Raw genomic sequence first — 14,049 nt, 5'->3', positions numbered from 1 at the left:
GGCGGAAGGGGAAACAGTTGGATTTAGTCCACCTGCTGATGGAGAAAAGGCCCGCTTGTCGTCAAGCTGTAAGTATTTACAACTAAAACGGTTACAAAAACATTTTAAGATAGTACATTTTTTTAATGCGTCCCGGAAGGTATTATGAGTACGCTAGCCGGAGTCACCATTCAAGCGAAAAGGAGATGAGAAAAAATGAAAGCGGTTAAATTCGCCGGGGAAGAAGTGCAATTGTCCAAGAAAGGCTTCAAAGTTCTGCTGCTAAGTCTCGTAGTACTGCTTATGCTGCCGCAGTGGGGAGGGAGCGCTGCTGCGGAAGAGCCGGGGCCGGTCCAGCCGGAACCGGTAGTGGCTGTACAAGGAGGGAAGAACGTGAATGACTTCTACAATGTCATTATGCAGACAGGGGCCGATCCCTGGGTATACAAGCACACGGACGGCTATTATTACAACACCTTTGTTAATGCCAGCGGAGTGATGATCCGCAGGTCGAAGACCATCACCGGCATTGAAGCAGGCGAACGGAGTCTGGCTTGGTCGCCGGTTAAGGGAACCATGTACAGCTCCAATGTGTGGGCGCCGGAGATGCATTACCTCAAAGATACGGACGGCCAGTACAAATGGTATATCTACGTTGCAGCCGATAACGGAACCAATGCTAACCACCGTATGTATGTGATGGAGAATACCAGTGCCGATCCGATGACCGGAAGCTGGACCTTCAAGGGCAAAATTACCGATGCCACGGACCGCTGGGCCATTGACGGCACTGTGCTGACGATCGGTAACCAGCACTACTTCATCTGGTCCGGCTGGGAGGACACTGATGGCAGCTTTCAGAATCTGTACATCGCCAGAATGAGCAATCCATGGACGATCAGCTCGCAGCGAGTGCTCCTGTCTACACCGGAGTATGACTGGGAGACCTCCCCCGGCCGGATTAATGAAGGCCCGCAGATTACGATCAAGGGGAACAAGATCAATCTGGTCTACTCCGCCAACGGAAGCTGGACAGACAGCTATAGTCTCGGCTTGATCACCGCCAGCACCAGCGCCGATCTGATGAATCCCGCTTCCTGGACCAAGCATGATCAGCCGCTCTTCTCCAGCGCGAACGGTGTCTATGGCCCGGGCCATCACAGTATCGTGACTTCACCGGACGGGACCGAGGACTGGATCATCTACCATTCCGCCCGCTGGCCGGGCTCAGGCTGGACCCGCAATGTACGCGCGCAGAAGTTCTCCTGGAACACAGACAACACGCCGAACCTGGGAGAGCCCGTTAATCCGAACAATCCGATAGCAATCCCATCAGGCGAGCCGGCCCGAATTCGTTATGAAGCCGAAGAAGCTCTGCTTGTAAAAGATCCGGCGGGCACTTCGTCCCCGGCGGTCCGGCGCGAAAGCTCCGCCTCCGGCGGGATGAAGATTACCAACCTCGCGAACGCCAGCGACTATGCCCAGTTCAGTGTCGATGTGCCGCAGGCGGGCTTCTATGTCCTGTCCGTGCGTAACAGCAACGGCTCAGCGAATGCGGGGGAAGCCTCCCATATCCTGTCGGTCAACGGCGGGCCGGGAGCGTCGATGAACATTGTCTATTCCGGCGCGAACCGCTGGGGAGCCTCCACGGCGAAGATCTATCTTCAGCAGGGAGACAATGTTCTCCGCTTCACCAAGGGGAACAATCTGGCCGACATCGACAGCCTGGATCTATCCCGGCTGAATACCTCGGAGCTGCTGTTCGGGACTCCCGGATATACGCTGGGTCTTAACGAGATCCGCAGCCTGCCGCTCTATACAGTAACAGGCACTACTTATTCTGCTGTCACGGCAGGCGTGGTCCTGAGCTCGTCCGATACGAACGTAGCCATGATTCAAGCAGGGAATCAGGTGAAGGCCGCCGGGGCAGGAAGTGCAACAATTACTGCCGCCTACAACGGCCGGACTGCTACCGTGGCAGTTAACGTCAAGGCAGATCCCAGAACGGTACAGTCCTTGGCACTCACCGGACCAGAGGCTGTGCTGAACAGTGGACAGACCAGCTCCCCGCTGCGGGCAACAGCCCATTACAACAATTATGAGGTTCAGGATGTAACCGGGAGTGCGCAGTACACCAGCAGCAATCCTGGAGTAGCGGCCATCGACCCGGCCACCCATACAGTAAGTGCTGTTCAACCGGGCACGGCGCTAATTACTGCGTCATACGGGGGCAAGCAAGCCACCTACCGCGTAACGGTTATTGCCGCTTCAGATGCCGTTCAAGTCACTACAACACTGAAGACGCCTTCAGGAGTGGTTCCCGCGCTTCCGGGCGTGGTGAATGCTGTCTACCATAACCAGCCGGTGCAGGCCGAGGTTGTCGGCGGTGAGCTCGCAGGGCTGGACTTCAGTACCATCGGCACGGTTCAGGTACCGGTGACCCTCAAGATGGGCGGCCAGGAGTTCTCTTCCACGATCTCTGCAGAGGTTGTGCCGGGTTATGGCCTGGATGAGCTCGTGAATCAGCTTCGCAGCAAGCTGGATAATTTCTCCTATCCGCTTGGAAGCGGGGCAGGCAATTATAGCGCAGCCAAGTATGCTGACTTCGTTGCTGCCGTGGATCATGCGGAGGGGCTGGCCGGTAATGCAGAGCTGACGCAGGCGCAGTTCATTGCAGAACTGAATGCACTGGCTGAAGCGGAAGCCGCCCTGCTGAATTCGCTGAATACCACACAGAACGGTATAACTTATAAGGCATACCGGGATTTCTCCGGCGATACGGCCGGCAAATATCCTTATGGCATTACTACCCAAGATTTGACGAATGGTGCTACTGCTGTGGTCCGGGAGGAAGGCGGCAACAAATTCCTGCGGCTGACCACAACCGCGGTAGCGGGCAAAGCCAACCTGTTCCTGCCTTATGCGGGAGAGGTTAATGCTGAGGGGAATCAGCGCATTGTCATCGAATACCGTGTCCGGTTAAACAGTAACTTCCAGTATGCCAACGGCGCCATGGTAAGAAATGATAGCGGTACAAGCAACTATTCGATGGTGACGGCGTTTGATTCGGGTAAAATTCTGGTGCAAAACGGCGGCTCCAACAAGGTCAAGGTGAGAGACTTCTCGCTGGGCACATGGTATACGATCAAAATGGTCGCGAACTGGGATGCCAAGACGTACAGCGTCTATATCAACAATGAATCTGTTCCGGCCGCTACAGATTTCGCCTTCCGCCATACCGGCGGCAGCACACTGACCGGACAGCTGTTCGGCGTTGACGGCTATGCGAACGCGTCTATCGACTTCGATGATTTCAAGGTCAGTGTTACCGGAGAATAAGCAGCGGAGGGAAAGACAACATGTCAAGTCAAGCTTACGAAAAGTTCACGCCGTTACACAATGCCAAGCTCGTTCTTGGTTATCTGACCTCTATGGTGGATGAGCAGGAAGACAATCTTCCATATTGGCTTGTATTGCCGCATAAGAAGCCAGCCGAAGCTGCTCATTGCCGGGTGGATGATGCGGAGCTGGTCGGCTCCTGGTATGAGGCGATAGACGCGGTGCGCAAAATGCTGAAGACGGAGGAAGGCGCTGCGGTACAGCAATCCTTTTACCGTCATCTCATGAAGTCCTGGGGGGAGCACGGCCTGCGCTTTCATGAGCCTTATCCGTGGACGCATACGAACCATAGCTCTTTTCACGAAATGGGCTATATTCTTCCTGCGCTGAACCGGATGCTGGAGAACAATCCCGGGGATGAAGAGGCGGAGAAGAGGGCAGCCGGGCTGGTGAGGGGAATGCGCTCCCTGGTGATTGAGCGGAAGGTCCGGACGTTCTGGTCGGGGGATTATGAAGAGCAGGAACCCCTGTACGAATTCCCCAATGATGTGTACCTGAAGGACGGCGGCTTCGATCTGTCCAGACATACCGGGCGGGGGGAGCAGGCGATCCGCAATGCCATTATCCTGCATTCTCTGGTGCGCAGATATGAAATCACCGGAGATGAGGCGGCGCTGGATCTCGCTACAGGCATCGCCAATCACCTGCTCGGACCTTCGCGCTATTTCAATTACAGGATGGAATTCTTCGGACATGTCCATTCCGCAGGCTGGGTAGCTTCCGGTCTCGTACGTCTGGGCCGGGTAACAGGCAAAGAGCGGTATATTAGCGCAGGCAAAGGAATCTATGACTATATCCGCAGCCTGTCCTCCTCCTTCGGCTGGGTGCCTGAGTATGCCCAGTGGCATCCGCCGCATGAGGAGCATTGTGAGACCTGCTGCATTAAGGATATGATTGAATGCGCGAATGAGCTGATTCTGGCCGGGTATGAGGAATATTGGGAGGATATGACTCTGTTTGCGCGGAACCAGCTGGTGGAGAATCAGCTTAAGGTATCTTCCTACGTAGTCACAGACAACACCCGGCCTGACGAAGCAGGCATAACCTACAGGGAGATTGATACAAGAATGATCGGAGGCTTCACCGGAGGCTCGCTCGTGAATTCCATGTCGTTATCCAAATTCCGTTCCATTGCGGGCTGCTGCGTCGGCATGGCTCCGGTGGCCCTGGAGATCGTATGGAACCGGGCGGTGGAATTCCATGACGGAACGGTAATCGTCAATATGCCGGTGGATAAGGAGACGGAGGAGGCGACCGTCACCATGAGCTATCCCGACCGGGGCTATATGTCCATTACAGCCAAGCAGCCATGCGATGTTGCAGTACGGGTCTATGACTGGATGGCTCAGAACCTCAGCATGAAGATTAACGGAGCCTTCTGCACACCCGAGAGGGAAGGGAATTTGCTTGTTATCCGTAGTATAGGAGCAGGGGACACTGTAGAGCTGGAGCATCAGCTGGAAACGCTGACTGTGAAGGAGACAGTGCGCGGTGAGGAATACAAGGTATACTGGAGAGGCTGTGATGTCGTGGATATCTCTCCCAGAGGAGAGCACTTGCGGCTGTATCAGCGGGATTTGTGCATTCCGAAAGTGTATCCCACGCCGGAAGATGTTCATTTCACCGGAGCGGCGAACTACGGGCCTACCCAGCAAGCGCAGGGGAGTAAGTGATTTCAGCACTGGAGCATTAAGCCGCAATTGAAAAACCGCACCCCGCAGGCGTTGCTTGCGGGGTGCGGTCTATTGGCGCGTATTTGCAGGGCTCATTTGTTCCTGGTCTTCTTGACCAAGTCCACGCCATCATATGCCAGACTGTCTACACTTGCCGCCTTCTGCCGGAGGTAATAATCAAAAAAGGTCTTCGTATAATCTGTAACCACATTTCGCATCTCCATCGCATCCCGTTCGCCTCTGAGTTCTTCATTAGCACTGGTAAAAACAATGTCGCAGTAATCTAAATGCGCAACCCGGTCAACAGAGTAATAATAGGTTTCCCTGCTATTGTTAGCACCAATGACCGCATTCATGTTGTAGTTGGGTTCACGATACAGCAGGAGGAAGGGCTTCTTAAGGTCGCTGTCCAGAAGACCGAACGCACCACTATCCAAGCCAATTCCGCAGGTGAACCGGTCGTCATCCCGGCAGACCATCGCCGTCGTAAGCCCTCCATAAGAATGCCCGACGATACCCATGCCGGTGTCAAAGAGCAGTCTGCCATTAAAGATAGAATCCAGCTCTCCAGCGTCCAGTTTATACAGATGATCGGCTACAAACCGTATATCTTCCGCCTGTAATTCACTATACTCTGTTACCTTGGCAATTACCGGGAGTGCAAGCACGTTACGGCACATCCGAACGGCTGTATCATCGTCAGGCCGCATTTCCATTTTACCAGCCAGCGCCTGCATCTCCGGATCTTCAGACAACGCTATGATAGCCTCCGAAAAACCCTTGGATACATTATACAGACGTCCGTCTTTACGCTTATACATTGTACTATTTGGATGGCCGATGCTAACCACAACATATCCAAGACTGGCCAAGTCTGTACAGAGCACTGTGCCCCATTCCGGTGAACCGCCCCCGCCGCAAACATAGAATAACACCGGATAGCGCTTGTCCTTTGCGGAGAGAGCAAGATCGTCGTAACACCGGGTCTTGAACTCTATAGAGAAATAACCCCCTGAAAGATACCCGGTAACCAGTGGCTGATCCTTTAACATTTCGTAGACTTCAGGAAACATGTATGCTGATGTAGCTTTATCTTCGCTGCTGTCGGACGGATAGTACACGAACACCGTCAGTTCTCTTGTGGAATGATCCGATGCTGTGTACTCCAAATCCATCTGGGTACGACCAACGGTATAGCTGCCAACAGGTGCTGGAAAAACCTCATAAGTCTTCATATGCTTGTTCATACACTTCTACTCCTTTGCTTTTTTAATATCGCTAACCAGCTCGGAATATTTATGATCTTCAAGCAGACCATGACCCATAAAGTCAGCAAAGTATTTGCTAAGTTTATGCTGCATCTGAGAATCCTTAATACCGAATTCCCTATAAAACATGACTAAATTAAACTGCATAGATTCGAACATAAATGAAATCAGGTCGTCGTCAATATCAGGCCGGAGATATCCGTCAACCCTCAGCCGCCGTATAATGTCCTTGATCAAGGGGAAGGACTCGCCCTTTAGCACGTTCAGATATACTTTCAGCAGTATGTCCTCGGGAATGTGTAAAAAAGTCTCAGTAAGCTTGATCTCCAGCTCATTCAGCGGCTCGGCCGCAGTGCCATTCACGTTACCAAATAAGCCGGTAAGGAAAGAGCGGAAAAGGGAATCCTCAGTACTGTTACTAAAATACGCAGCTCTTTTCCGGGTCACATTACGGACTAAGTGACAATACAGGTCATCTTTGTCTTCAAAATAACGGTAGAAGGTTCCGGGGTGCATGGACAAGCTATCCAGAACCATCTTCATCGATATATCCTCGTAAAGATGATCCACAAAAAGCTGCATAGCCCTGTCCGATATTTCCTCGCGCCTTGCTTCATCCAATCGAAAGAACGTATTTTTCGGCATCGCTTCCTCCTTTAATACGGGGTGTGAACTCATTCACACTATATCGATAATTGATTCACATGTCAAATATCAGGGCTGGAACAACGGCATATTAAAAAACCACAACCCGCATGTAACTCTTGCGAATTGTGGCTTCTAAGCGTTAGAGCAGAATACGAACTTCGCCGCTGGACAGATATTCCTCATCACCATTCGGATACCGGACCTTCAAGCGGCAGTCATTGTCTATACCGACAGCGGTGGCCTGCTGCTGCTGATTCTCCTTAATGACCATGACCGTCTTGCCCAGGGACATCATGCGCTGCCGGTAGTCCGGCAGGAACAGCCGGTCCTTGAGCTGATCATAATAGCCTAAGAAACGGTTCAGCACTTCAGCGGCAAGCCGGTTGCGCAGATCGCCAGGAGGCTTGTCCTCCTTGTATACAGAGGTTGCAATCTCAGACAGACCGGCGGGGAAGCCCGCTGCGGGCAGCGCCACATTGATCCCAATCCCGAGTACGGCATAATCCAGCCACTCATTCTCCAGGGACAGGGAAGCCTCGGTGAGGATTCCGCACACCTTTTTACCGTTCATGAAGACGTCATTCACCCATTTGATCTGCGTGCTGAGGCCGGACACACTCTCGATAGCCAGAGCGACCGCAACGGCAGCAGAGGTAGTCAGAAGCGTAGCATCCGCCGCCGACAGACGGGGACGCAGCAGAATGCTCATATAGATGCCCGTCCCCGCAGGGGAAAAGAAAGGCCGGCCTTTCCGGCCCCGCCCGGCGGTCTGCTCTTCCGAGAGGATGACCTTGCCCTCCGCTTCTCCGCCGGAAGCCAGCACCTTCACCAGCTCGTTCGTGGAAGCCACGCTCTTGAAAACTTCAAGCCGCAGCGTTTGCCCCCTGGCATTCAGGTATTTGGCGACTGCGGCGGCGGACAGAATGTCCGTCTGGGGGGAGAGGGAGTATCCCTTATTGGTGACGGCCTGAATGGAATAGCCGTCACTCTGCAGCGCTTTGATGGCCTTCCACACTGCGCTGCGCGTCACGGATAACCGCCCGGCGATGTCCTGGCCGGAGAAGTATTCACCCTTATTGCTATCCAGTAAGGCCAGGATATGTTCTTTGACTGTCATGCCTATAACCCTCCACAAGTATAACGTTCCGATCTCATCTCTATAAGTATATTAACATGCTTAGGATCATTAGAAAAATCAGGCATACTCACATCTTAATTGTGAACCTAAAAATAATTAGTGGTTTACAATGGAGTCATCCTCCACTATAATTCAGCTTGTTGGCCGGACTCCCTGACCGGAAGGCTGCCCAATTCCTGTATCTTATCTTGTGGAGGTTATTGAATTGAGAATCAAAGAGTTGGTCTATGCGGCCTTATTCGCCGCGCTTATCGCGGTGCTGGGCTTGATTCCGCCCGTATCGCTAGGCATTATTCCTGTACCTGTCACTGCCCAGACGCTTGGCGTCATGCTGGCCGGCTGTTTTCTGGGCTGGCGGACAGGCGCACTCAGCCTGATTATTTTCCTTATCCTTATCGCGTTAGGCTTGCCGGTATTACCAGGCGGACGCGGCGGGCTGGCCATTCTCGTCGGACCGACAGCAGGCTATCTGTTCAGCTGGCCGCTGGCCGCCGGGCTGATCGGCTGGTTCACTGAAGCGGTCTGGCCGAAGCTCCGGACCTGGAAGCTGTTCGCCGTTAATCTGATTTTTGGCGTTCTGCTGGTGAATCTGATCGGCGCTTCTGTCATGGTCTGGATCACGAACACTCCGGTCTGGACCGGACTTGTCGGGTCTGCAGCTTTTCTGCCCGGAGATCTGATCAAGGCTCTGCTGGCCGCCGTCATCACCATGCAGCTCCGGGCGTTCAGTCCGGTTGAGGAGAAGAGGGGAGCGTGAGATTCCGGTGAATCTGGCAGAACACATTCTGGAACGTGCCGCACTCGTCCCTCACCGCATCGCAATTTCAGATGGACACGAGGAACGTACCTATAAGCAGCTCACGAAGCGGGTTCAGCAGGTTGCCAGCAGTCTGCGGCATGACGGACACACGAATCAGACCGTTGCGCTTCTGTCCGGTAACCGGATGGAATTCGCCGAATTTGTCCTGGGTGCTATCTATGCAGGCTGCACTCCCGTGCTGCTGGACCCGAAATGGTCTCCAGCAGAGCTGGAGCAGGTCATCCGGCAATGCGCTCCCGGGCTGATTGTCAGTGAAGCATGCTTCGCAGCTGATCTGACTGGTCGTTACAGCGGAATTCCCCAGATCTATTTCGGCAGGGGACAGGTCTCCGGCAGCTATGAGGCTTGGGTGGCAGGCTTCGGGCCGGAGGCTGAAGCAGCGAGTAGCCCTGAACTGCTGTTCATCGGGTATACCTCTGGCACTACAGGTATCCCGAAGGGGTATATGCGGACCCATGAGTCGTGGTTCAGCAGCTTGGAGGCTACAGAGAAGGCGTTCAGCCTGAACCGGATGCAGCATGTGCTTGCGCCCGGACCGTTCGTGCATTCGCTGTCGCTGTTCGCCCTGCTGCAATCCCTGTACAGCAGAGCCACGTTCCATCTCCTTCCGGAATTTGATGCAGAGCGCGTACTCACCCTGTGCTCTCGTGTACCGGATATGATTCTGTTCGTTGTGCCCGCTATGACCGAAGCGTTATTGCGTCAAGCGGAGTCTAGCAACGCCGGGGTGTCCATCCAGGCCTTGATTAGCTCCGGCGGCAAATGGCCTGTGTCTTCTATACCTAAGTGCCGCGAGAGGTTCAACGGGGTTAGGCTCTATGAGTATTACGGCTCATCTGAAGCCAGCTACATCAGCTATCTGGAGCTTACCGGAGCGGAGCCGCAGGACTCTCTGGGCCAGCCGTTCAGCGGTGTAGAGCTATTGATCTGCGATGAACAGTTCCGCGAGGTTCCTCAAGGCACGGTGGGGGAGCTATACATCCGCAGCGATATGATCTTCTCCGGGTATCATCTCCTGCCGGAAGAGACGGCGCGGGTATTCCGGGACGGCTGGCTGCGCACAGGGGATTACGTATATCAGGACCGGCAGATGCATCTGCGCCTGGCCGGACGCGCGGGCAGCATGATCAAGAGCGGGGGGCTCAAGGTGTTCCCGGAAGAAGTGGAAGCAGTGCTGCTTCGCCATCCGGATATCCGGGAAGCGATAGTATTCGGCATACCGGATGAACGCTGGGGAGAGCAGGTAACGTTACTGATACAGTGGCAGGGCCGGGAACGGCTTACACTTGATGAGATCAGGAAGTATTGCCGGCCCTATCTGGCCAGCTATAAGCTGCCTAAGAAGTTGATTAACGTAGAGGAATTCAGCTACACCGGTTCCGGCAAAATCGCCCGCCAGCTCATGAAGAGCCGCGCGGTAAAGGGGTTGACATGATGAAGGCCGTGCAGGAAGAAGCTTCGCCCATGCTCGTTTTTGACAAGGTAGATTTCGCTTACCGGAGAGGGCAACCGGTGCTCCGTCAGCTCAGCTTTGACATTCGCCAAGGCGAATTCGTTGCCATAATCGGCGCGAATGGCAGCGGTAAATCCACCATCGCCAAGCTAATGAACGGATTGCTGCTGCCAAGAGCCGGAGAGGTGAGGCTGGGAGCGCTGAGTACCTCGAACCGCCAGAATCTCATAAGCATCCGTGAGCAGGCCGGACTGGTCTTCCAGAATCCTGACGATCAGTTCATTACGGCTTCCGTGCTGGATGAGGTGGTCTTCGGGCTGGAGAATCTGCGTGTCCCGAGAACCGCAATGCTCAGCCGGGCAACACGTGCACTGCAAGCCGTTAATATGGAAGACTATATGGACGCCGCTCCGCATCAGCTGTCGGGCGGGCAGAAGCAGCGGGTTGCCGTGGCAGCTGTTCTGGCAATGGAGCCCTCCGTCCTCATCCTGGATGAAGCCACCTCCATGCTTGATCCGCAGGCCAGGCAAGACCTTCTCCAGGTGATGCGCACGCTTCACCGGCAAGGGCTGACGATCATCCACATTACACATCATATGGATGAGGTACTGCCTTCTGGCCGCGTGCTGTTGCTCAGCCAGGGAGAGCTGGCTTTTGACGGGACGCCCTCCGGCTTGTTCAGCAGTGTAAGCATGACAGAGCATCAGCTTGCGCCACCTTTTGCCGTAAGATTATTTCAGGCCCTCGGGGTGGACGCCCCGCTGCACACAGAATGGAAGGAGATGGTCAGAAGCATATGGTCTACGCATTGCAGGATGTAAGTGTGAGGATGAACGGGCGGGACATTCTTGAATCTGTAAGCTGTACGCTTCAGGAGGACAAATGGATTTCGGTGATCGGTCAATCCGGGGCCGGCAAATCCACCCTTGCCAAAGTATTCAAGGGTCTGCTGCCCATCTCAAAAGGCGAATATACGTATCGTCAGCAGCCATTGCCAAGAGATCCGCAAGGCAGGCTGAAGGCTGTTCCGCACATCGGTTATGTTTTTCAGTATCCTGAACAGCAGCTATTTGCGGCAACTGTGAATCAGGAGCTGGCTTTTGCGCTTACCAGGAAGGGGGAATCCCGGGCGAACGTGGAGCAGGCGATAAGTCAGATTATGGAACAGATGGGCTTACCCGCAGCTCTGCTTCAGCAGCATCCCTTGCAGCTCAGCGGAGGGCTGAAGCGGCTTGTGGCTATCGCTTCTGTGCTGATGGCGGGGCCGGAGCTGCTTATTCTGGATGAACCGACCGCAGGACTTGATCCCGGGAACAAGAACGACTTGCTCAGGAGGCTAAAAAGATGGCAGGAGGAGAACAGACGGACCGTGCTGTTCCTGTCGCATCAGCTGGAGGATGTTGCCGAATACTCGGATGAGGTGATGATTATGGGGCAGGGCCGCTTGTTAGGACATTGGGAGGTAAACGAACTGTTCCTGAAGCATGCGGAGCGCATGGAGCAAGCCGGTCTGCCAGTACCGGAGCCGATTCAGCTCTTGAGAATCATCGGGGAATGTTCTGGAGCGAAGCCCCAGCCCGCAAGCTGCAGGGAAGCGGAGATTTTTCGAATGGTGAGTGCTATCTGGCAGGCAAGAGGTCCTGAGTGATGACGGATACAATTATACTCGGGCAGTATGTCCCCTCAGACTCTGTCATCCACCGGCTTGATCCGCGAACGAAGCTGCTCCTCCTTATTGCCTTCACAATGGGCAGTATGCACCTCCAGGCACCCTCCGGATATATTGCAGCGACACTCCTCACCGGGGGGCAGGTCCTATTATCAAGAATCCCTCTTCGTATGCTCTTACGGGCATTGCGGCCGATTCTGTTCATCCTGCTGCTGCCAATGCTCTATCATCTCCTGCTCAACCAGGAAGGACTCAGGAATGAGCTCTTCGCCCTCTGGCGGATTCTGCTCCTGGTCTCGCTTGCTCTCATTCTGACATTAACAACGAAACCGCTCGATCTGGCCAAAGGTCTGGAACAGCTCTGCAAGCCGTTAACCCGTCTGGGCGTTCCGGTAGAAGCGCTGGCCTTGACGGTCATGCTGGCTATTCGTTTTATCCCCACTATTACCCAGGAGCTGGACCGCATTCTTGTGGCGCAGCAGGCCAGAGGGTATGATATCAAGGATACCAAAGGCCTTAACCGGATACAGGCGTACATCCAATTAGTGATTCCGCTGCTCGTTACCACCCTTGCGCGGGCGGAGCAGCTGGCTATGACGATTGAGGCAAGGGCTTACGGGAACGGGAAGGGACGGACTTCCTATCGGGTGCTGAAATATGCACGGATGGATTATGCAGCCGGCGGGATTATGCTTGCGTATGTTCTGCTGGGAATTCTGCTAGAGAGATGAGGAGATAGAGCTTGAACAGAACAGCCATACTGGAGCGGCTTCAGTCAGAGCTGCACGAAGGCAACCACATTATCGGTGTCTCGACAGGCACGGGAATTACAGCCAAGGTTGCCGCTGACAGCGGAGCTGACTTCATTCTAATGCTGAACTCCGGCAAGTTCCGGCAGATGGGGAGAAGCTCTCTGGCGGGGTTCCTGCCCTTCTGCAACAGCAATGAGATGGTAATGGATTTTGCCTCGAAGGAGATTGTGCCGCTGGTGAGAGACACTCCGGTGCTGTTCGGGCTGAATGCGAATGATCCAACGAGAGAGATGTCCCTTTATATAGAAGAGATCAAGAACAGAGGCTTCGCGGGAGTGAATAATTATCCGACAGTCGGCTTGATCGACGGGGCGTTCAGAGAGGCATTGGAGGAAGACGGCATCAGCTATGACAGGGAGGTGGAGGCTATACGTCTGGCTCATCAGCAGGAGCTGTTCACGGTGGCCTTCGTCTTCGACGAGTCCCAGGCGGTTCAGATGGCTGAAGCGGGGGCGGATGTGATCTGTGTGCATCTCGGCCTGACCGTAGGCGGATTGCTGGGGGCGCGGAAGGTGGTCTCTCTGGAAGCTGCCAAGGCGAAGGCGCTGCGCATTCTCACTGCCTGCGGTGAGGTTAAGCCTGAAGTCATTAAGATGATCTACGGCGGCCCGGTCAAGACTCCGGTTGATGTCCAGTATATGTACAGCAATACTACGCAGATTATGGGCTACATTGGCGGCTCTGCCTTTGAACGGATTCCCTCCGAGCAGTCGATTACGGCCATTACCCGCGATTTCAAGCGCCTGGGCAAGCTGGATGAGGATGATCTCATGGTCAAGATGCTCAGCGGCATTACACGGCATTACGATTACGTAGAATTCGTCAAAGAGTATGTCGCCCAGAATTACAGCGAGGAAGTAGTGTTCGCGGATCTGGCTAAGGTGGCGCATGTATCGCGCAGTTATTTGAGCAGCTTGTTTAAAAAGGAAGTAGGGTGCAGCTTCCAGAACTATCTGGTCGGCTTCCGTATGCAAAAGGCTGCCATACTGCTCCAGGCCCCGCACCTGCAATTATCCGAGGTGTCCGCAATGGTCGGCTACCCCGACTACGCCCAGTTCAGCAGAATGTTCAAAAAGCTCATGGGCTGCTCGCCCAAGCAGTACAAATCTAACCTAAACACAAAAACATAGGACATAAAAGCGTTTTCATCCATAAACATGCCCGGTATGATGAATCTATGATTCGTATAC

At 54.1% G+C, this 14,049-nt stretch carries 11 protein-coding genes; 8 read left to right on the top strand and 3 right to left on the bottom strand.

Annotated elements, in window-relative coordinates:
• The first annotated feature begins 195 nt into the window (after window positions 1-195).
• Together NSS64_RS12630 and NSS64_RS12625 are read left to right on the top strand one after the other, a co-directional pair.
• Entirely contained in the window at window positions 196-3,318 is a 3,123-nt protein-coding gene (locus NSS64_RS12630; protein ID WP_341140324.1) for a family 43 glycosylhydrolase, read from the top strand.
• 20 nt (window positions 3,319-3,338) lie between these two features.
• Window positions 3,339-5,051 (top strand): hypothetical protein, encoded by a 1,713-nt coding sequence (locus NSS64_RS12625; protein ID WP_341140323.1) that lies wholly within the window; start codon window positions 3,339-3,341, stop codon window positions 5,049-5,051.
• 92 nt (window positions 5,052-5,143) lie between these two features.
• On the opposite strand, the gene NSS64_RS12620 is transcribed toward NSS64_RS12625, so the two are convergent.
• The 3 genes from NSS64_RS12620 to NSS64_RS12610 form a co-directional block, all read right to left on the bottom strand.
• Window positions 5,144-6,286 (bottom strand): alpha/beta hydrolase, encoded by a 1,143-nt coding sequence (locus tag NSS64_RS12620; RefSeq protein WP_341142806.1) that lies wholly within the window; start codon window positions 6,284-6,286, stop codon window positions 5,144-5,146.
• Window positions 6,287-6,304: 18 nt separating this feature from the next.
• A complete protein-coding gene (locus NSS64_RS12615; RefSeq protein ID WP_341140322.1) occupies window positions 6,305-6,964 on the bottom strand; it encodes a TetR/AcrR family transcriptional regulator in 660 nt (219 codons plus the stop codon).
• A 142-nt stretch (window positions 6,965-7,106) separates the two neighbouring features.
• Window positions 7,107-8,084, bottom strand: a complete 978-nt coding sequence (locus NSS64_RS12610; protein WP_341140321.1) for a biotin--[acetyl-CoA-carboxylase] ligase — start codon at window positions 8,082-8,084, stop codon at window positions 7,107-7,109.
• Window positions 8,085-8,310: 226 nt separating this feature from the next.
• Here NSS64_RS12610 and NSS64_RS12605 point away from each other — a divergent pair, with 226 nt between their 5' ends.
• Genes NSS64_RS12605 through NSS64_RS12580 form a run of 6 tightly spaced genes read left to right on the top strand, consistent with a single transcriptional unit; the run spans window position 8,311 to window position 13,989 of the window.
• Window positions 8,311-8,862 (top strand): biotin transporter BioY, encoded by a 552-nt coding sequence (locus NSS64_RS12605; RefSeq protein ID WP_341140320.1) that lies wholly within the window; start codon window positions 8,311-8,313, stop codon window positions 8,860-8,862.
• Window positions 8,840-10,360: a class I adenylate-forming enzyme family protein gene (locus tag NSS64_RS12600; protein WP_341140319.1), complete on the top strand. Its 1,521-nt coding sequence runs from the start codon at window positions 8,840-8,842 to the stop codon at window positions 10,358-10,360. Before NSS64_RS12605 ends, NSS64_RS12600 begins: the two co-directional genes overlap by 23 nt.
• Window positions 10,357-11,199, top strand: a complete 843-nt coding sequence (locus NSS64_RS12595) for an energy-coupling factor transporter ATPase (RefSeq protein WP_341140318.1) — start codon at window positions 10,357-10,359, stop codon at window positions 11,197-11,199. The genes NSS64_RS12600 and NSS64_RS12595 overlap by 4 nt, the downstream gene beginning before the upstream one ends.
• The gene (locus tag NSS64_RS12590; RefSeq protein WP_341140317.1) at window positions 11,175-12,026 is read left to right on the top strand and encodes an ATP-binding cassette domain-containing protein; all 852 of its coding nucleotides are present in this window, start codon (window positions 11,175-11,177) and stop codon (window positions 12,024-12,026) included. The genes NSS64_RS12595 and NSS64_RS12590 overlap by 25 nt, the downstream gene beginning before the upstream one ends.
• Window positions 12,026-12,778: an energy-coupling factor transporter transmembrane component T family protein gene (locus NSS64_RS12585; RefSeq protein ID WP_341140316.1), complete on the top strand. Its 753-nt coding sequence runs from the start codon at window positions 12,026-12,028 to the stop codon at window positions 12,776-12,778. The genes NSS64_RS12590 and NSS64_RS12585 overlap by 1 nt, the downstream gene beginning before the upstream one ends.
• Window positions 12,779-12,789: 11 nt before the next feature.
• Window positions 12,790-13,989, top strand: a complete 1,200-nt coding sequence (locus NSS64_RS12580; protein WP_341140315.1) for a phosphoenolpyruvate hydrolase family protein — start codon at window positions 12,790-12,792, stop codon at window positions 13,987-13,989.
• Window positions 13,990-14,049: the final 60 nt, after the last annotated feature.

The organism is Paenibacillus sp. FSL H8-0122 (assembly GCF_038005345.1).
Classification (GTDB): domain Bacteria; phylum Bacillota; class Bacilli; order Paenibacillales; family Paenibacillaceae; genus Paenibacillus_AQ.
Note: the sequence above shows the minus strand (reverse complement) of the source record. Positions and strands in the feature narration are given on the sequence as shown.

What these genes read in the sequence shown, in the direction of transcription:
- NSS64_RS12595 (WP_341140318.1), top strand. Translation starts at nt 10,357, where the DNA reads ATGATGAAGGCCGTGCAGGAAGAAGCTTCGCCCATGCTCGTTTTTGAC.
- NSS64_RS12585 (WP_341140316.1), top strand. Translation starts at nt 12,026, where the DNA reads ATGACGGATACAATTATACTCGGGCAGTATGTCCCCTCAGACTCTGTC.
- NSS64_RS12620 (WP_341142806.1), bottom strand. Translation starts at nt 6,286, where the DNA reads ATGAAGACTTATGAGGTTTTTCCAGCACCTGTTGGCAGCTATACCGTT.
- NSS64_RS12625 (WP_341140323.1), top strand. Translation starts at nt 3,339, where the DNA reads ATGTCAAGTCAAGCTTACGAAAAGTTCACGCCGTTACACAATGCCAAG.
- NSS64_RS12590 (WP_341140317.1), top strand. Translation starts at nt 11,175, where the DNA reads ATGGTCTACGCATTGCAGGATGTAAGTGTGAGGATGAACGGGCGGGAC.
- NSS64_RS12615 (WP_341140322.1), bottom strand. Translation starts at nt 6,964, where the DNA reads ATGCCGAAAAATACGTTCTTTCGATTGGATGAAGCAAGGCGCGAGGAA.
- NSS64_RS12610 (WP_341140321.1), bottom strand. Translation starts at nt 8,084, where the DNA reads ATGACAGTCAAAGAACATATCCTGGCCTTACTGGATAGCAATAAGGGT.
- NSS64_RS12630 (WP_341140324.1), top strand. Translation starts at nt 196, where the DNA reads ATGAAAGCGGTTAAATTCGCCGGGGAAGAAGTGCAATTGTCCAAGAAA.